Source organism: Baekduia soli, from assembly GCF_007970665.1.
Classification (GTDB): domain Bacteria; phylum Actinomycetota; class Thermoleophilia; order Solirubrobacterales; family Solirubrobacteraceae; genus Baekduia; species Baekduia soli.
The window spans coordinates 1,708,754-1,724,744 of record NZ_CP042430.1 but is presented as its reverse complement, the minus strand read 5'-3'; the positions used below and the strand labels follow the sequence as shown (position 1 = coordinate 1,724,744).

Here is a 15,991-nt window from a genome sequence, read left to right as displayed (position 1 = left end):
TCGGACCCGGCCCTCGCACCGCAGCCGCACCGGCCGGTGGCGTTGCGCGGACGAGTAGGTCCAAGAACGAGACCGCGTTCTCCGAAGCGAACGAGTCCGAGAGACACGAAAGCCCCCTGGCGAGAGGGGGCTTCCGTAGTAGCGGGGGCAGGATTCGAACCTGCGACCTTCGGGTTATGAGCCCGACGAGCTACCAGACTGCTCCACCCCGCGGCGTACGGGGAACTATAGCCGATCCGGACGTGCCCGAACGGTCAGCCGGCGGGCCGGTCCGGGGCCCCGCTCCGTCGCCCCGTCAGCCCTTGCCGCGCCGCAGGCACGTGACCGCCAGCCAGCGCCCGGGCCGGGCCGTGGGCGCCAGCGGGAACGCCAGATCACCGCTGACCGCCCAGAGCGGCGCGGGCCGGTCCGACACCGCCCAGGCGGGCGGCCAGCGCATGACGTCGGCCGCCTCCAGGGCGGCGAGCAGGCCGGCGGCGACCTCGTCGCCGCCGGGCGCGCGCACCGGCATCCGCTCCCGGTAGCGGCGGACGCAGTGGGCCGACGGGACGATCTCCGGGGCCTGCGGATCGCCGGTCCGCGCCGTGCCGATGTGCACGCACCGCAGCGTAGTGGCCGCCCTGGCACGATCCGGCCATGGCCCACGTCTTCGTCACCCGCGCGCTGCCCGGCGACGCCCTCGACCGCCTCCGCGACGCCCACGACGTCGAGGTCTGGCCCGGCAGCCTGCCCCCCACCCGACCGAGCTGCGCGACCACGTGGCCTCGGCCGAGGGCCTGCTGGCGATGGTCACCGACCGCGTCGACCCGGCGCTCCTGGATGCCGCGCCCCACCTGCGCGTCATCGCCAACTTCGCCGTCGGCACCGACAACATCGACCTCGACGCCGCCCGCGCGCGCGGCATCCCGGTCGGGGTCACCCCCGACGTCCTGACCGACGCGACCGCCGACCTGGCGTTCGCGCTGCTGCTCGCCGCCGCCCGCCGCCTCATCGAGGGTCACGAGGCCGTCCGCGACGGCCGCTGGCGCACCTGGGAGCCGGCAGGCTGGCTCGGCGCCGACGTCCACGGCGCGACGCTCGTGATCGTCGGCGCGGGACGCATCGGCGAGGCCGTCGCGCGCCGCGCCGGCGGCTTCGACATGGAGATCGTGCGCGTCGGCCGCGACGACGACCTGCACGCCGCGCTGGCCCGCGCGGACTTCGTCTCCCTCCACCCGCCGCTGACCCCCGCGACCCGCCACCTCATCGACGCCGCCGCGCTGGCGGCGATGCGGCCGCACGCGATCCTCGTCAACACGGGCCGCGGCGGCCTCGTCGACCAGGAGGCCCTGGCCCGTGCGCTGGGGGAGGGCCGCATCGGCGGCGCCGCGCTGGACGTCACCGACCCCGAGCCGCTGCCGGCCGCCGACCCACTGCTGCAGGCCCCCAACCTGCTCGTCGTCCCACACATCGGCTCGGCCACGCACACCGCCCGGCGCCGCATGGCCGAGCTCTCGGTCGCCAACCTGCTCGCCGGGCTGGCCGGCGAGCCCCTGCCCCACCCCGTGGGCTGACCGGCGCGGCCGCGCGTAAGGTCCGCGCCATGCGCATCGCCGTCGTCGATATCGGGACGAACTCCACCCGGCTGCTCATCGCCGACACCGGGCCGGGCGAGACCCTGACCGAGCTCGAGCGACACTCGATCGTCACGCGCCTCGGGCAGGGCGTCGACCACTCCGGCACGCTGCAGCCCGAGGCCATCGAGCGCGTCTTCGCCGCGCTGGCGGCCTACCGCGAGCGCATCGACGCCCAGGACGTCCAGGCGGTCACCGCCGTGCTGACCAGCGCGGTGCGCGACGCACGCAACGGCGCGGCGTTCGCCGCCGAGGTCAACGCGCGCTTCGCCCTCGGCGCGCGCACGATCACCGGCCAGGAGGAGGCCGCCCTGACCTTCCGCGGCGCGACCGGCGGGCGCGCGGACGATCCCCGCCGTGTCGTGGTCATCGACGTCGGCGGCGGCTCGACCGAGCTCGTGTGCGGCGTGCCCGGCGGCCCAGTGGACTTCCACGTCTCGACGCAGGCCGGCGTCGTGCGCCAGACCGAGCGCTTCCTGCGCCGCGACCCGCCCGACCCCGACGAGCTGCAGGCCCTCTCGGCCGAGGCGCAGGAGATCTTCACGGGCGCCGTCCCCGAGCCGGTGCGCGCGGGAGTGCAGGCCGCGATCGCCGTCGCGGGCACGGCCACATCGTGCGCATCGATCCTGCAGGAGCTCGACCCCTACCACCCTGCCCGCGTCGACGGCTACGTCGTCCTGCTGGCCGAGTGCGACATGCTCCTGGCCCGCCTGGCGCAGATGACGGAGGCCGCGCGCCGCGAGGTCACGGGCCTGCACCCCGATCGCGCGCCGACGATCGTCGCCGGCCTCATCCTGCTCATCGAGGCCCTCCGGGCGTTCGGCCTCGAGGAGTTCGAGGTCTCCGAGCAGGACATCCTGCGGGGCGCGGCGCTCGCGCTCGCCGCCGCGAGCGGCGGCTGAAGCTGGCGGCGGGACGGGCGCGGGCTGAGGACACGCCCGCCCCGGCCGCATGCGGCGAGGTCGAGATGACCTCAGCGAAGCCACGCCTCCCGAGCGCCGCGCTCGGGGTTGTACCGGCCCTCCCCACTTCTGGGAACGTGCCTGGACGGACGTATGATTGTCCGCCTCAGAACCCGGAGAGAAGATGGCCTTTGCGTCGGGTACGAAGGTCGCGCGGACCGAAAGGCTCGCCCGCCGTCCGACCGGCGTGGACAGGCCCGGGCGAAGCCGCGTTGAAACGGCGCCTCCCGCCGCTCGGGCCAGACAATCAGGCCCCCGCATGGCACGTACCCCTGCCCGTCCTGTCGGGGCCGAGTTTGGAAGCCGCCCCCTGGGGCGGCTTCCGGGCGTCAGGACGGTCGCGCCGCGCCGGCCGATGCACCGCAGATCCTCCATCCTCCTTTCCTGCCGGATCCAGGGTGCGCGCCATGCCCGCGCGGCGACCTCGATGGGGGCGCGCCGCCGCTCGGTCTGGCGCGCGGGCGCTCAGGCGAGGTTGGAGCGCCGGGGGTAGACCACCGCCGGGTCGGTGAGCACGTTGACGAGCGCCGGGAGGCCGGCCGAGAAGGCCCGCTCGAGCGCCGGGCGCAGCTCGCCGGGCGTGCGGACCAGCGCGCCGTGTCCGCCCAGCGCGGCCACGACCTCGTCGTAGCGCGTCTCGGGGCGCAGCTCGGCGGCCACCGAGTACCCGTACAGGAACTCCATCGGGTGCTTCTCCAGCGCCCAGATGCCGTTGTTGCCCATGACCGCCACGACGTCCACGCCGTGGCGCGCGAGCGTGTCGAACTCCATGCCGCTGAAGCCGAAGGCGCCGTCGCCGACGAGCAGGACGACCTGGCGGCCGGGATGCGCGAGCTTGGCCGCCAGGGCGTAGCCCGGGCCCGTGCCCAGGCAGCCGAACGGCCCCGGATCCAGCCAGCAGCCCGGCTCGTAGCTGTCGATGACCCGGCCGGCGTAGGAGACGAAGTCGCCCCCGTCGCCGATGATGATGGCGCTGCGGTCCAGGACCTGGGCGAGCTCGGCGTAGAGGCGCATGGGGTGCAGCGGCGAGCGGTCGTCGGCCAGCTCGGCCCGCTCCCCCTCGCGCTTGGCGGTCTCCGTCTCGCGCAGGTGGGCGACCCAGGCCGTCGTGTCGGGCACGGGGCCCGCACCCGGCAGCAGCGCGTGCAGCGTGGCGCCGATGCCGCCGTAGAGCTCGGCGGCGACCGGGCGCGGGTGGTCGCGCAGCGGCTCTGCGCGGTCGAGCACCACGAGGTCGGTGTCCTCGCCGAACGACGCGCCGAACGCCAGTCGGAAGTCCATCGGCACGCCGATGACGAGGGCCAGGTCGGCGCCCTTGAGCCCCTCGGCTCGCGCCCGCGAGAAGAAGAGCTCGTGGTCGGCGGGCACGCAGCCACGAGCCTGGCCGTTGAGGTAGACGGGGATGCGACGGCGCTCGGCCAACTCGAGCAGGGCGGCCTCGCCGTGGCCCCAGTAGAGGTTCGTGCCGGCCATGATCACGGGCCGCTCGGCCTCGGCCAGCAGCGCCAGCACGCGCTCGACGCCCGCGGCCGCCGGCTCGTCGCGCGGGTCGCGCAGCGCCCCCTGGATCCCCGCGTCCTCGCCCTCGGAGAAGACGTGGTCCATCGGGAAGTCCAGGAACGTCGGCCCCGAATGCGGCCGCATCGCGGCGGCCAGCGCGTCGTCGACGAGGCCGGGGATCTCGTCCGGGGCGTCCGCGGTCGCCGCGAGCTTGGTCAGCGGACGCACGAACGGGACGTGGTCGAGCTCCTGCAGGGAGCCCATCCCCCAGCGCATCGCCGGCGCCCGGCCGCCGAGCACCAGGATCGGCGAGTTCGACGACTGCGCCGAGGCGATGGCGCTCATCGCGTTGGTCACCCCGGGGCCGGCCGTGACGGCGGCGACGCCGGGCTCGCGCGTGACCTTGGCCCAGCCCTCGGCCGCGAACGTCGCCGTCTGCTCGTGGCGGGTGTCGACGATGTCGATCCCCTCGGCCCGGCAGCCGTCGTAGATCGGGAAGATGTGGCCGCCCGACAGCGTGAACAGCTTCGTCACGCCGTGGGCCTTCAGCCGCCGGGCGATCAGCCGTCCGCCGTGGACGCGCGTGGCCGGCTCGGTCTCGGTGCTCATCCGTGCATCCTCGCGGCCGCGCCCCGCGTGTCACGCCGGGCGCGACGCACGGAAGCGCTCCGGGCCCGTGGCTCCGATCACCCGGAGACCAATGTGACGATGGACCGTCATTCGGTACAGGATTTGTGTCCCTTTACGCCATGATCCACTCACTCATGGTCGAATGCGCGTCCACCTCTGCCGGAAAACTGCGCGTCCGGCCGCGGACGAGGGTATGCTCGATGTGGCTGAGGGTCCGAACAAACCAGCGGTCTCAAGGGAGACAGCCATTCCCTCCGTTCCACCACCCAAGCGGCACCCGTACAACCAGTGGGCGCCCGACGCTCGCGCCCTGGACCTCGTGGGCGACAAGTGGACCTTGTTGATCGTCCGCGATCTCGTGCCGGGCCCCCGACGCTTCGTCGAGCTCCAGCGCGTGCTGCCGGGGATCTCCACCGAGCAGCTGCGCTCGCGGCTGAACCGGATGGTCGCCGACGGCCTGCTGACCCGCCAGCGCTACCGCGAGGTGCCGCCGCGCGTCGACTACGAGTTGACCGAGCGTGCCCGTGACCTGCTGCCGGTCGTCGGCGCGCTGGCCCGCTGGGGCACGCGCTGGGCCTGGTCGCCGCCACGCCCCGACGAGTCCATCGACATCGGGGCGATCCTGCGCACGGCGCCCGGACTGGCCGTGCCCGACGGCGTGGAGGGCGTTCTCGAGGTGACCGTCATGCGCCGTGCCGGCGACCTCAAGCGCTACGTGCTGACGGCCCGCAACGGCCGCGTCGAGCTCACCGAGCGCTCGGCCCCCGAGGCCGACGCCCGCGTGGCCGGGCCCGAGCGCGCGTGGATCGAGGCCCTGGGCCCCGACGCCTCACGCACCGAGCTCGAGATCACCGGCGACCACGAGATCGCCGAGGCGTTCCTGGACGCCCTCGCGGCGGGCGCCGTCCGCGACGCCGCGGTCGCCTAGCCCGGCGGCAGGCGCTCGTGCACGTCGGCGGCCCGGAGGCCGTCGACCCGCACGACCTTCTCGCGGGCGCCCTGTCCGCGGACGACGGTGACGCGCGACGGCGCGACGCCGACCACCTTGGCCAGCAGCCGGCACAGGGCGGCGTTGGCCTGGCCGTCGACCGGGGGCGCGGCGACGCGCACCTGCAGCACGCCGTCGCGCCAGCCGCCGATCGCGTCGCGCCCGCCACGGGGCGTCAGTCGGACGCGCAGGTCGGCCATCGGCGCATGCTCCCACGCATGCCCGGGGAGGGACTCGAACCCCCATGCCCTCGCGGGCAGCCGGGTTTAAGCCGGCCGTGTCTGACCAGTTCCACCACCCGGGCGGGACCTTGCGCAGCCTACCCCGAGGCGTTGTCACAATGGGGGCCTCCGATCGCAACTTCCGGGACCGCCGGCGGTTCTCTGCCTTGCGGGCCCCGGTCCGCCCCACGCGTGGAAGTCTCAGCCCTCAAGCACCCCGGGACCGGCGCCCTGCGCGGTCCCACGCCGCTCCTGCGCCTGCAGGGCGACGAGCGCCTGGTCGCCCTGACCCGGCGCGGCAACCAGGCGGCCTACGAGGCGCTCGTCGGCCGCTACCAGGCCCGCCTGCTCGCGTTCTGCCGGCACATGCTCGGCTCCCGCGAGGACGCCGAGGACGTGCTGCAGGAGGTCTTCGCCGCCGCCTTCAACGCGATGCTCGCCGACGACCGCGCGATCAACGTGCGGCCGTGGCTGTACCGCATCGCGCGCAACCGCTGCCTGAACCACCTGCGCAAGCAGACGGCGATCGGCGTGGACTCCATGGACGTCCACCTCGCCGAGCACGGCACGACGACCGCCGACAAGGTCCACGACCGCGAGGAGTTCCGCCAGCTCGTCGCCGACGTCCAGACGCTGGCCGAGACCCAGCGCACCGCGCTCCTGCTGCGCGAGATCGACGCGCTGAGCTACGAGCAGATCGCCGAGGCGATGGAGACGACGGTCCCGTCGGTCAAGTCGCTGCTGGTCCGGGCGCGCGTGTCGCTGGCCGAGGCGGCCGAGGCGCGCCGCCTGACCTGCTCGGAGGTCCGCGAGGAGCTCGGCGAGTGGGCCGAGGGCCTGGGCCGCGTCAGCGCGCCGGTCCGCCGCCACGTTCGCGGCTGCCAGCGCTGCGCGGCCTTCAAGAAGCAGCTCTCGCAGACCAACCGGGCCCTGGCCGCCGTGTTCCCCGTCGGACCGCTCGTGCTGCTCAAGAAGTTCCTCCTGGCCCAGGGGGCCGGCAGCGCCGCCGCCGGCGCCGGGGGCGCCGCCGCGACGGGCACCGTCACGACCGTCGGCGGCGCGAGCGCGGGCAGCGCGCTGAGCGCCGGCCTCGGCGCCGTGGCGACCAAGACCGCCGCCGGGCTGGCCGCCGTGGCCATCGTCACGACCGGCGCCGTCGAGGTCGACCAGGTCAAGCGCCACCGCGTCGCGCCGTCCGCGGCAGCGGTCCAGAACGCGTCGGCCACCACGCGCCACGTCGCGGCGGCCGCCACCGCCCCGCCCGTCGTCGTGCGCTCCACCCCACAGCCGGCGCCGGGCGCCGAGCGCGAGCGGACCTCCGCCGCCGCCCACCAGGCCAAGGCCAAGGCGACCACGACCGCCCCGGCCAGCGCGGTCGCCCCGTCGACCACCCAGGCGCCGAGCGCCGCGCCGCCCGCCTCGACCGCGGCCCCCTCGGACGCCGCCCTGCAGGAGGGCTACGCCGACACGACGCTGCCCCCGCAGCCCGCCGAGCCCGCCGAGCCCGCGGCGCCGGCGGCCGCCCCGCGGCCACGCCCGCGGCCGACCCGGCGGCCAGCGCACTGCCGGACCCCGCGCCGGCCGCGCCCGCCGGGACGCCGGCCCCCGTGCCCGACCAGAGCCAGGGCGCGCCGGCCCAGCAGGCCGACCCGGCCCCTGCGCAGGCCACGCCGCCCAGCGGCGCGACGCCACCCTCGACCACGGCGCCCTGAGCGCGGGTCAGCCGAGGCGGTCGCCGGGCCGGGCCTCGGGACCCGGGTCGACGAGCAGCACGGTCTCCCCGCTGTAGGTGCCCAGCGTGAGGACCTCGGAGCGCACGGGCCCGATCTGTCGGGGCGGGAAGTTGACGACGGCGAGCACGAGCCGGCCCTCGAGCTCGGAGCGCGAGTAGTTCGTGATCTGTGCCGAGGAGCGCTTCTCGCCGATCTCCGGGCCGAAGTCGATGCGCAGCTTCCAGGCGGGGCGACGCGCCTCCGGGAAGTCCTCGACGGCGACGATCCGCCCGACGCGCACGTCGACCTTGGCGAAGTCCTCGAACGTGATCTCGTCGCTCATCGCCGTGGCCCCGGCCTCACGGGCGCTCCGTGCCGAACCGGAAGGACCGCAGGGACGTCTTCAGGGGGCCGTTCTTGCCCACGGCGTCCACGCGGGCGATGGCCGGCGAGCGCGGCGCCACGAGGAGCAGCTCGGCGCCCTGGCGGGCCGTGGGCCCCGGCAGCAGGAGGATCCGGCGCCCGTACACCAGCCGTCCGCGCGGCCGGTACTGGAACTGGATCTCGTAGCCCTGGATCTGGTTGACGTTCGCGCGGCCCTCGTAGCGGGACTGGAAGCCCGGCATCGCGCGGGCCATCTCGCGCTCGAGCTGCGACGTGTAGATGGGCAGGAACCCGGCCGCGTCGCCCCGGTAGGCGGGCAGGCGCAGCTCGCGCACCGAGAACGTCTGGCCGCCGCCGCCGACCCGTGCCAGCTCGCCGGCGGCCGGGGCCAGCCGGGTGAACGGTGCGCGGTAGAGGAAGTTGGCCTCGATCGGCGAGCGGATGACGACCCCGTTCGGCGCCCCGGCACCGCCGCCCCGCAGCGCCAGCGCCCACACCAGGACGGCGACCACCAGCAGCGCCAGCGCGGCCTGGACGGCGCGCGGCAGGGCCCGCAGGCGCGGCCCGAGCATCTCGGGCAGGGTCGGGCCGAACTCGGGGCGCACGACGGACATCGGCGGGGAGTCTAGTGTCGGCGCCGGGCCGTCCTACGGCCCGGGGTCGCCGCCGGCCACGACGTGCAGCGTCGCGCGCCCGGACGTCGTGGTGATCGCGTAGTCGCCCGCCTTCAGGCCGCCGAGGCGCACGTGCGTGGTGGCGCCCGGCGCGACGTCGACCGTTCCCCCGCCCGGGGCGTCGACGGTGACGCGGTAGCCGCCGGCCCTGGCCGTCAGCGCGACGTCGACGGGCAGGAACGCGGCGACGGTGATGCGCGCGGGCGTGAAGCCCTGCCCGCCGACGGTGAACGCGGCGGGCGTGCGGATGGCCTCCTCGTCGCCGGCGCCGCCGGGCTGGTCCTCGCCGGTGGTCGTCGTCGCCGTCCCGGGGGCCGGCACGCCCGTCGTGGCGGTGGGCGTCGTGGCCGCCGGCGTGGTGGCCGCCGGGGTCGTGGCGGGGGTCGTCGTCGGCGTCGCCGTCGTCGGGATGTCGGTCGAGGTCGCCGGCGGCGCGGTCGCCGGCTGGGCGGCGACCTTGGAGCCCTCGCCGTCGCCCGAGCCGCCGCAGCCCCACGCACTGAACGAAAGGAGGACGACGAACGCCGCCACGGCGAGGATCCTGCGCGGCGATCCCATCATCGCCCGGGGCGACAAGGAGGTTCCCGGATGACCGCGTTGCAGTACGACTCGCGCCGCCGCCGGCTTTGGATCGCCGGCCAGCGCTGCCACCACGGAGCCACGGGGGCGCTGCTGTCGGCCGCCGCGGGCGCCGTCCTGCTGGCCACGCGCGCGCACGTGGCCGGCCTCGGCGCCGTGCTCGCGGCCGGCGGGGTGCTCATGGCCCACGACTGGCACGACCGCGGCGTCTGGTTCCAGCCCGGGCATCAGCACGACGGCTAGCCCCCGCTCACTGCCCGATGGAGAACATCGCGTCGAGGTCGTGCTCCGAGAAGACCTCGAAGGCGACCATCGTCTGCGTGCGGCTGACGCCCGGCAGCTGGACGAGCTTGGCCGTGATGACCTCGGCGAGCTGCTCGTGGCGCGGCACCCGGACGATCGCCACGAAGTCCCACTCACCGGTGACCGAGTAGGCCTCGGCCACGCCGTCGAGGTCGGCCAGGACGCCGCCGAGCGTGGTCAGCGCGTCGCGCTCGGCCTCGATGAGGACGACCGCGGTCGTCATAGCTCGTGCGTCCCGCCGGGATCGAGGACCACGACCTCGGCGAAGCCGGCGTTCTGCACGTCGCTCTTGAACGCCTGCACGTCGGTCTCGATCGGCGGGAACGTCCCGTAGTGGCAGGGGATGACCTGGTCGGCCCGGACGAGCTCGGCGGCGACGACGCCGTCGAAGCGGTCCATCGTGTAGAAGCCGCCGACGCACATGAGGGCCACGTCGATGTGCCCACGGCGCGACGGCAGCGCGAGGTCGCTGAACAGCGCCGTGTCGCCCAGGTGGTAGACCCGCCTGCCGCCGAACTCGATGACCAGGCCGGCGGGCGTGTTGACGGTGCCCTTGGGCGTCGTGGAGGTGTGCCAGGCCGGCGTGAGCCGCACGGAGGCGAAGCCGAGCTCGGCCGTGCCCCCGATGTTCGGGTTCATGACGGTCACCCCCTCCTGCTCGATCTCGGCCGCCAGCTCGACGACCGCGACGACCGTCGCGCCCGTCCGCTTGGCGATCGCGACGGTGTCGCCCAGGTGGTCGCCGTGGCCGTGGGTCACGAAGATCGCGTCGGCGGCGATCTCGTCGGCCGATGCGGCGCCCTTCGGGTTGCCCGTCAGCCACGGGTCGACGAGGATCGTGCGCCCGTCGTGCTCGAGGCTGAAGGCGGCATGGCCCAGCCAGCGGATCTGCATGTCAGCCGTCCTCCTCGGGACGTGGGTGGGATGTGGCGTCCAGCGCGCGGGCCAGTTCCAGGCCGACGGCGACGCCGACGAGCATGCTCAGCCGCGTCTCCTCGGCGATGAGCGTGCGGATGGCGATGGCCCGCTCACCGGGGTCCTCGCCGGCGGCCGCGCCGGTGACCTGCGCCTCGTGGGCCTCGCCGAACCAGCCGCCCGCGTGCAGGGCCTCGTTGAGGACCCGCTGCAGGCCGGGCGCGGCGTGGGTGACGATCTCCTGGGCGTGGACGAAGCGCTCCGGATCGTCGGACAGCGCCGCGACGGCGGCGTCGACCTGCTCGGCGGTGAAGCGGGGCGCGGGCACGCGTGGCCAGCGTAGCGCGCTAGTGGCGGGCGGCCGCCGTGCGCAGCAGCATGGCCCCGGCGAGCGCGCCGATGGCCCCGCCGGAGAACGTCGCGACGGCGCTGGCCTCGTAGGTGACCGCCGGCATGACCGCCACGACGACGGCGAGCACGAGCGTCCCGAGCAGGTCGCCGTCGTGCTCGTCGCCGCGGCGGGCGCGCAGCACGTCGGGCAGCGCCCACGCCGCGAGCATGCCCAGCGCCGCGCCGGGGGCGCCGAAGATCAGGCTGTCGGAGCCCACGACGTTGGCGATCGCGTCGCCGCCGACCCCGCAGGCGGCGAACAGGGCCAGCACGAGCAGCGGTCCGTGGCGCTGCTCCAGGCGCCAGCCATAGATCCCGATGGGCAGCAGGATCGCCAGCTGGTACCAGCCGTTGGGGTAGAAGAAGGCGACCGTCGCGTAGCGCCACGGGTGCTCGGAGGCCAGCGCGTTGAGCGCGATGTCGCCGTCGGGGATGAAGGCCAGGATGAGGAAGCCGAACAGCGACAGGGCGAGCAGGAGGATGGTCACGTTCGGACGGCCCGTCGGGTCTCCGCGGATGCCCGGGATCTCGTCCTTGCGCAGCGGGGTCAGCGTCGGGCGCACGGCCCGGCGCGGCGCGCGCGGCGTCGCCTCGCCGGCGCGGCGGTCGATCTTCGGGGCCCGCTTCCGCAGCCGCGTCCCGCAGTACGGGCACTCGGTGATGTACGGGCTCACCTCCGACCCGCACTTCTTGCAGACAACGAACAGGTCGGGCGTGCCGGCCATCTGGAGTTCGATTCTAGGACCCGTGGCGAGCCCGTGGGTGCCTTCAGGCCCGATGCCCGCCCCGCGGCGTGCGGCCGCTCAGTGCTCGGGGTCGCCGGCGGTCGCCGTGACGATGTGCGACATGACCTCGCGGAGGTCGTGGTTGGCCTCGTACACCAGCCGCTGGCGCGCGGCGCCGTTGCCGCGGGCCAGGAGGTCCTCCACCCCGGTGAGCTCCTCGGCGGAGCCGAGGTCCTGCGCGTGCTCGCGCAGGCGGTCCAGCAGCCGCCGCGCCAGCGCCTTGGTCGCCACCCGCTCGTTGGAGGGCAGGTCGACGAGCTCGCCGTCGAGGCCGTGGCGGGCGGCCAGCCAGCGGTTCTCGTCGAGCATCTGCCACGGGTACTCGCCGAGGTGCGCGCCGCTGTCGAAGTGCTCGCAGAGCTCCTTGACCATCGCCTGGATGAGCGCCGCGAGCCCGAGCGTGTGCTCCACGCGCGTCTGGGCGTCGCAGGCGCGGATCTCCACGGTGCCGAAGCGCGGGTGCGGACGGACGTCGTACCAGAGGTACGTGTAGTCCTCCATGACCCCGCTGGAGATCATGAACTCGATCTCGCGCTCGTAGTGGGCCCAGTCGCGGTAGGACGGCGGCACGCCGACGCGCGGGAACTGGCGGAAGATCGGCATCCGCGTGGAGGCCAGGCCGGTGGCGTCGGCCCGCCAGTAGGGCGAGTTGGCGCTGAGGGCCAGCAGGACGGGGAGGTGGACGCGCATCCCGTCGGCGACGTGGATCGCCTTGTCGGGGTCGTCGACGGCCACGTGGACGTGCAGGCCGAAGATGAGCTCCTGGCGGGCCACGAAGCGCAGGGCGGACACCAGCTCGCGGTAGCGCGTGCGCGCGGCGATGCGCTGGTCCTCCCACATCGCGAACGGATGGGTGCCCGCCGACCCGATCGCCAGGCCCTTGGCGGCGGCGAGGTCGCGCACCCGGTCGCGCAGCGCGCGCAGCTGCCGGCCGGCCTCGGCGGTGGTGGCCGCCGGCCGCGTCGCGATCTCGAGGACGGACTCCATGAGCTCGGGCTTGATCTCGCCCTCGGGGACGTCCTCCAGCAACGACTCGATCGCGTTGACGAGCTCGTAGGAGTCCGCGTCGACGATCATCAGCTCCTCTTCGATGCCGATCGTGTAGCTCGGCCCGGTGAAGTGATGCTCCATCTGGCGCCGCACCCTACCGAGCGGCAGCGCCCGCGAACGGGATCCGCCTGTCGGAACCCCCCGACGGGCGGTGTCGCGGCCGGGGTTCGCCTCTATGATCGGTACGACCAACCAAGACTCTTCTGGAGGACTGACCGTGACCACCGACGTGCTCACCGGGTCGCGTCTCGAGGAGCTGCTCGGCGACGAGGCCGAGTCGCTGCTGCAGCATCGCTGCGAGACCATCGACGCGTCCCAGCTGCATCTGCCCGGCCCCGACTTCGTGGACCGCGTGTTCGTGGACACCGATCGGTCCAGCCAGGTCCTGCGCAACCTCGAGTGGCTCTACCACTCCGGGCGCCTGTCGGGGACCGGCTACGTCTCCATCCTGCCCATCGACCAGGGCATCGAGCACTCCGGCGGCGCGAGCTTCGCGCCCAACCCGATCTACTTCGATCCCGACAACCTCGTCCGGCTGGCGATCGAGGGCGGCTGCAACGCGATCGCCTCGACGGTGGGCGTGCTCGGCGCGGTCAGCCGGAAGTACGCGCACAAGTTCCCCTTCATCGTCAAGCTCAACCACAACGAGCTGCTGACCTACCCCAACGCCTACGACCAGGTCATGTTCTCCTCGGTCCAGCGGGCGTGGGACATGGGTGCGGCGGGCGTCGGGGCGACGATCTACTTCGGCTCGGACGAGAGCCGCCGCCAGATCGTCGAGGTCGCGCACGCCTTCGAGGAGGCCCACCGGCTGGGGTTGTTCACCGTGCTGTGGTGCTACCTGCGCAACCCGGCCTTCAGCCAGGACGTCGACTACCACCTCGCCGCCGACCTCACGGGCCAGGCCAACCACCTCGGCGTGACCCTGCAGGCCGACATCATCAAGCAGAAGCTGCCCGAGACCAACGGCGGCTACATGGCGGTCAGCGCGCTCAACGGCAGCTACGGCAAGACGAGCAAGCTCGTCTACGAGAAGCTGACGACCGACCACCCGATCGACCTCACGCGCTACCAGGTCGCCAACTGCTACCTGGGCCGCGCCGGGCTCATCAACAGCGGCGGCGCGTCCTCGGGCGCGACCGACCTCGCCGAGGCGGTCCGCACCGCGGTCATCAACAAGCGCGCGGGCGGCACGGGCCTCATCAGCGGGCGCAAGGCGTTCCAGCGCCCGATGAGCGAGGGCGTCGAGCTGCTGCACGCGATCCAGGACGTCTACCTGTCCGAGCAGGTCACCGTCGCCTGAGTCGTGACGGCCGTCACCCGGGGGCGCGCGCCGGCGCGCCGCCCGCGTGACGATCCTGCGCCGCCGCCCCGGCCGGCGCGGGGCGGTACCTAGGCTCTGCCCGGTGCGCCGGTGGCTTCCCTGGGTTCTGCTCGTCCTCCTGGCCGCCGCCTACGGCTGCTCGCGGGCGCCCGGCGGCCCGGGGCCGTCCGCGACGACCGCCATGGGCGACGCGACCCCGGCGGGCGGGCGCGACGCCCAGGTGGCCCGCGTGGTCGACGGCGACACCCTGCTGGTGCGGGTCGGCGGCGCCCGCGAGCGCGTGCGCCTCATCGGGATCGACACGCCGGAGTCCGTCAAGCCCGGCACGCCGGTCCAGTGCTACGGGCGCGAGGCGTCGGCCGCGACGCGCCGCCTGCTCGACGGCCGCGACGTGCGCCTGGTCGCCGACGCCGAGCCGCGCGACCGCTTCGGCCGCCTGCTCGCCTACGTCTACCGCGAGCCCGACGGCCTGCTCGTCAACACCGAGCTCGCCCGGCTCGGCTTCGCGCGGGCGCTGACGATCGCACCCAACGTCCGCTTCGCGAGCCGGATCGCCGCGCTCGTGCGCGCGGCGCGCGACGCCGGCCGCGGGTTGTGGGGCGCCTGCGGGAGGTAGGCTTGTCGGGCCGTGCGCATGAGCAAGAGCCTCGCCCAGCTGGAACGGGCGTTCGTCGAGGAGGCGCAGCAGGACCGCGACCGCGCGGAGCACCTGCGGCGTCAGGCTGCCGCGCGCACGCGCAAGCGCGACCTCGACCGCACTCACAAGCGCGGCTCGATGCGCTTCGGGCTGCTCGTCCTCATCCTGATCGCGACCGCGGTGCTGGTCACGATCGCGATGTTCGAGACGCTCTACTACGTGATGGGCTGACCGCCCGAGGGGCGCCGGCGGGAGGGTCCGGCGCGCTACTCGCTGGCGGTGCCGAGCTTGCGCAGGGCCTCGTCGACCTCGCCGCGCACCGTCTCGGACGACGACCCGTTCGACGTCGCCTCGGGCGCCGCGCTGCTGCGCTCCTGCTGGATCTCCAGGTAGACCTCCTTGCGGAACACGGGGATGTCTCGCGGGGCCTGGATTCCGATCCGGACCTTCTCACCCATGATCGACAGGACGGACACCTCGATGTCGTCACCGATCATGATGCTCTGGTTGGACTTTCGTGTCAGTACGAGCATGGTTGGACGCCTCCCAACGTCCCTGCCACCGGGCGGTCGAGTCTCGCAGGGCGGCTGCCCACATGCAAGCGCCGTGAAACTCTGATTTTGCGGGAACGACGTAGGGGGACGAACCTTGCCCCGGAAGCCTGTGCGAAGTCGTGCACCTGACGTCGCTCCACGGACGGGACCCGAGGGGGCCGGCCCGACGCCCGCGGCGGACCGTCCACTAGGATGACCCCCTTCGTATGGCCAGACGATCGCTCAGACCTCACCTGAACCAGATCCGCACGTGGGTGCGCCAGGGGCGCACCGACGCCTGGGTCGCCCACCAGCTGGAAGTCACCGTGCAGCAGATCGAGTCGTTCAAGAAGGAGAACGACCTCGTGCCCGACGGCGAGTCCAGCGAGACCCCCGGAGTCGACTTCGACGACGAGATCGATCTGCGCGCCGAGGACGACGCGCTCATCGCCGCCGAGCTCGAGGCCGAGGCCGCGCGGCGCGCCGAGGAGGGCCCCGACGAGGAGGCCGCCGAGGACGACGACGCGGCGCCCCGCCCGCGCCGCGGCCGCCGCGGCGGCCGGTCGCGCACCCGCCGCAAGGCGCCCACGGGCTACGAGGGCACCTTCGACCACGGCGAGGAGGGCTACGGGCTGTGGCTCGACCCGGCCGTCGCCGACGACGGGATCTATGCCGAGCACTGGGCCGGCCACCGCCAGGTCGAGGTCACCGTCGAGGCCGACCAGATCATCATCAAGCGCGTCGGCGATCCCGACGACGCCGACGACGAGGGCTGAGCCCGAGCCGCGGGC

General features: G+C 74.2%; 20 protein-coding genes, 2 tRNA genes and 1 pseudogene. 9 read left to right on the top strand and 14 right to left on the bottom strand.

Annotation, left to right across the window (positions count from 1 at the left end):
• Positions 1–139: 139 nt before the first annotated feature.
• Together FSW04_RS08005 and FSW04_RS08000 are read right to left on the bottom strand one after the other, a co-directional pair.
• Positions 140–213 (bottom strand) — tRNA-Met (locus FSW04_RS08005).
• A gap of 82 nt (positions 214–295) precedes the next feature.
• Entirely contained in the window at positions 296–598 is a 303-nt protein-coding gene (locus tag FSW04_RS08000; protein WP_146918077.1) for a hypothetical protein, read from the bottom strand.
• 160 nt (positions 599–758) lie between these two features.
• On the opposite strand from FSW04_RS08000, the gene FSW04_RS07995 reads away from it, so the two are divergent.
• Entirely contained in the window at positions 759–1,553 is a 795-nt protein-coding gene (locus tag FSW04_RS07995; RefSeq protein WP_321167683.1) for a 2-hydroxyacid dehydrogenase, read from the top strand.
• Positions 1,554–1,582: 29 nt separating this feature from the next.
• Complete coding sequence (locus tag FSW04_RS07990) at positions 1,583–2,515, top strand: Ppx/GppA phosphatase family protein (protein WP_146918075.1); 933 nt, start codon at positions 1,583–1,585, stop codon at positions 2,513–2,515.
• 525 nt (positions 2,516–3,040) lie between these two features.
• On the opposite strand, the gene FSW04_RS07985 is transcribed toward FSW04_RS07990, so the two are convergent.
• The gene (locus FSW04_RS07985; RefSeq protein ID WP_146918073.1) at positions 3,041–4,684 is read right to left on the bottom strand and encodes an acetolactate synthase; all 1,644 of its coding nucleotides are present in this window, start codon (positions 4,682–4,684) and stop codon (positions 3,041–3,043) included.
• Between the two features lie 340 nt (positions 4,685–5,024).
• On the opposite strand from FSW04_RS07985, the gene FSW04_RS07980 reads away from it, so the two are divergent.
• Positions 5,025–5,633, top strand: a complete 609-nt coding sequence (locus FSW04_RS07980; protein ID WP_187369338.1) for a winged helix-turn-helix transcriptional regulator — start codon at positions 5,025–5,027, stop codon at positions 5,631–5,633.
• Here the strand turns inward: FSW04_RS07980 and FSW04_RS07975 are convergent.
• The gene (locus FSW04_RS07975) at positions 5,630–5,893 is read right to left on the bottom strand and encodes a DUF167 domain-containing protein (RefSeq protein WP_146918068.1); all 264 of its coding nucleotides are present in this window, start codon (positions 5,891–5,893) and stop codon (positions 5,630–5,632) included. The genes FSW04_RS07980 and FSW04_RS07975 overlap by 4 nt on opposite strands.
• A 19-nt stretch (positions 5,894–5,912) precedes the next feature.
• Positions 5,913–5,997, bottom strand: a tRNA-Leu gene (locus tag FSW04_RS07970).
• Between the two features lie 283 nt (positions 5,998–6,280).
• On the opposite strand from FSW04_RS07970, the pseudogene FSW04_RS28355 reads away from it, so the two are divergent.
• Positions 6,281–6,625, top strand: a pseudogene (locus tag FSW04_RS28355) (RNA polymerase sigma factor); the annotation flags it as partial.
• Positions 6,626–7,633: 1,008 nt separating this feature from the next.
• On the opposite strand, the gene FSW04_RS07960 reads toward FSW04_RS28355, so the two are convergent.
• From FSW04_RS07960 to FSW04_RS07950, 3 genes are read right to left on the bottom strand one after another with little or no spacing between them, the layout of a single operon-like run.
• Entirely contained in the window at positions 7,634–7,969 is a 336-nt protein-coding gene (locus FSW04_RS07960; RefSeq protein WP_146918066.1) for a tRNA-binding protein, read from the bottom strand.
• A 16-nt stretch (positions 7,970–7,985) separates the two neighbouring features.
• Positions 7,986–8,624, bottom strand: a complete 639-nt coding sequence (locus FSW04_RS07955) for a DUF1795 domain-containing protein (RefSeq protein WP_146918063.1) — start codon at positions 8,622–8,624, stop codon at positions 7,986–7,988.
• 33 nt (positions 8,625–8,657) lie between these two features.
• Positions 8,658–9,215: a hypothetical protein gene (locus tag FSW04_RS07950; protein WP_146918061.1), complete on the bottom strand. Its 558-nt coding sequence runs from the start codon at positions 9,213–9,215 to the stop codon at positions 8,658–8,660.
• A 57-nt stretch (positions 9,216–9,272) separates the two neighbouring features.
• Here FSW04_RS07950 and FSW04_RS07945 point away from each other — a divergent pair, with 57 nt between their 5' ends.
• The gene (locus FSW04_RS07945) at positions 9,273–9,506 is read left to right on the top strand and encodes a hypothetical protein (protein WP_146918059.1); all 234 of its coding nucleotides are present in this window, start codon (positions 9,273–9,275) and stop codon (positions 9,504–9,506) included.
• A gap of 7 nt (positions 9,507–9,513) precedes the next feature.
• On the opposite strand, the gene FSW04_RS07940 is transcribed toward FSW04_RS07945, so the two are convergent.
• The 5 genes from FSW04_RS07940 to FSW04_RS07920 form a co-directional block, all read right to left on the bottom strand.
• Positions 9,514–9,789, bottom strand: a complete 276-nt coding sequence (locus FSW04_RS07940) for an Lrp/AsnC family transcriptional regulator (RefSeq protein ID WP_146918057.1) — start codon at positions 9,787–9,789, stop codon at positions 9,514–9,516.
• Complete coding sequence (locus tag FSW04_RS07935) at positions 9,786–10,460, bottom strand: metal-dependent hydrolase (protein WP_146918055.1); 675 nt, start codon at positions 10,458–10,460, stop codon at positions 9,786–9,788. The genes FSW04_RS07940 and FSW04_RS07935 overlap by 4 nt, the downstream gene beginning before the upstream one ends.
• Before the next feature lies 1 nt (position 10,461).
• Positions 10,462–10,809, bottom strand: coding sequence for a hypothetical protein (locus FSW04_RS07930; protein ID WP_146918053.1), 348 nt, complete (start codon positions 10,807–10,809; stop codon positions 10,462–10,464).
• Positions 10,810–10,828: 19 nt separating this feature from the next.
• A complete protein-coding gene (locus tag FSW04_RS07925) occupies positions 10,829–11,596 on the bottom strand; it encodes a rhomboid family intramembrane serine protease (RefSeq protein WP_146918051.1) in 768 nt (255 codons plus the stop codon).
• Positions 11,597–11,674: 78 nt separating this feature from the next.
• On the bottom strand, positions 11,675–12,787 hold the full coding sequence (locus FSW04_RS07920; protein ID WP_146918049.1) for a carboxylate-amine ligase: 1,113 nt from the start codon (positions 12,785–12,787) through the stop codon (positions 11,675–11,677).
• Positions 12,788–12,923: 136 nt separating this feature from the next.
• Between FSW04_RS07920 and FSW04_RS07915 the strand changes: the two genes are divergently transcribed.
• The 3 genes from FSW04_RS07915 to FSW04_RS07905 all read left to right on the top strand — a co-directional run bounded on the left by FSW04_RS07915 (position 12,924) and on the right by FSW04_RS07905 (position 14,898).
• Positions 12,924–14,009 carry a class I fructose-bisphosphate aldolase gene (locus FSW04_RS07915; protein WP_228430993.1) on the top strand — a complete coding sequence of 362 codons (1,086 nt, stop codon included), beginning with the start codon at positions 12,924–12,926 and terminating at the stop codon, positions 14,007–14,009.
• A 103-nt stretch (positions 14,010–14,112) separates the two neighbouring features.
• Positions 14,113–14,646: a thermonuclease family protein gene (locus FSW04_RS07910; RefSeq protein ID WP_146918045.1), complete on the top strand. Its 534-nt coding sequence runs from the start codon at positions 14,113–14,115 to the stop codon at positions 14,644–14,646.
• 18 nt (positions 14,647–14,664) lie between these two features.
• Positions 14,665–14,898, top strand: coding sequence for a hypothetical protein (locus FSW04_RS07905; protein WP_146918043.1), 234 nt, complete (start codon positions 14,665–14,667; stop codon positions 14,896–14,898).
• A gap of 35 nt (positions 14,899–14,933) precedes the next feature.
• On the opposite strand, the gene csrA is transcribed toward FSW04_RS07905, so the two are convergent.
• On the bottom strand, positions 14,934–15,200 hold the full coding sequence (gene csrA, locus FSW04_RS07900) for a carbon storage regulator CsrA (RefSeq protein WP_146918041.1): 267 nt from the start codon (positions 15,198–15,200) through the stop codon (positions 14,934–14,936).
• Positions 15,201–15,427: 227 nt separating this feature from the next.
• Between csrA and FSW04_RS07895 the strand changes: the two genes are divergently transcribed.
• Positions 15,428–15,976 carry a hypothetical protein gene (locus FSW04_RS07895; protein WP_146918039.1) on the top strand — a complete coding sequence of 183 codons (549 nt, stop codon included), beginning with the start codon at positions 15,428–15,430 and terminating at the stop codon, positions 15,974–15,976.
• Positions 15,977–15,991 lie beyond the last annotated feature (15 nt).

Excerpts from the sequence above, each read along its gene's own strand:
- FSW04_RS07985 (WP_146918073.1), bottom strand. The coding sequence starts at position 4,684 with ATGAGCACCGAGACCGAGCCGGCCACGCGCGTCCACGGCGGACGGCTG.
- FSW04_RS07955 (WP_146918063.1), bottom strand. The coding sequence starts at position 8,624 with ATGTCCGTCGTGCGCCCCGAGTTCGGCCCGACCCTGCCCGAGATGCTC.
- FSW04_RS07935 (WP_146918055.1), bottom strand. The coding sequence starts at position 10,460 with ATGCAGATCCGCTGGCTGGGCCATGCCGCCTTCAGCCTCGAGCACGAC.
- FSW04_RS07895 (WP_146918039.1), top strand. The coding sequence starts at position 15,428 with ATGGCCAGACGATCGCTCAGACCTCACCTGAACCAGATCCGCACGTGG.
- FSW04_RS07990 (WP_146918075.1), top strand. The coding sequence starts at position 1,583 with ATGCGCATCGCCGTCGTCGATATCGGGACGAACTCCACCCGGCTGCTC.
- FSW04_RS07945 (WP_146918059.1), top strand. The coding sequence starts at position 9,273 with ATGACCGCGTTGCAGTACGACTCGCGCCGCCGCCGGCTTTGGATCGCC.
- FSW04_RS07905 (WP_146918043.1), top strand. The coding sequence starts at position 14,665 with ATGAGCAAGAGCCTCGCCCAGCTGGAACGGGCGTTCGTCGAGGAGGCG.
- csrA (WP_146918041.1), bottom strand. The coding sequence starts at position 15,200 with ATGCTCGTACTGACACGAAAGTCCAACCAGAGCATCATGATCGGTGAC.
- FSW04_RS07925 (WP_146918051.1), bottom strand. The coding sequence starts at position 11,596 with ATGGCCGGCACGCCCGACCTGTTCGTTGTCTGCAAGAAGTGCGGGTCG.
- FSW04_RS07960 (WP_146918066.1), bottom strand. The coding sequence starts at position 7,969 with ATGAGCGACGAGATCACGTTCGAGGACTTCGCCAAGGTCGACGTGCGC.
- FSW04_RS07940 (WP_146918057.1), bottom strand. The coding sequence starts at position 9,789 with ATGACGACCGCGGTCGTCCTCATCGAGGCCGAGCGCGACGCGCTGACC.
- FSW04_RS07920 (WP_146918049.1), bottom strand. The coding sequence starts at position 12,787 with ATGGAGCATCACTTCACCGGGCCGAGCTACACGATCGGCATCGAAGAG.
- FSW04_RS07975 (WP_146918068.1), bottom strand. The coding sequence starts at position 5,893 with ATGGCCGACCTGCGCGTCCGACTGACGCCCCGTGGCGGGCGCGACGCG.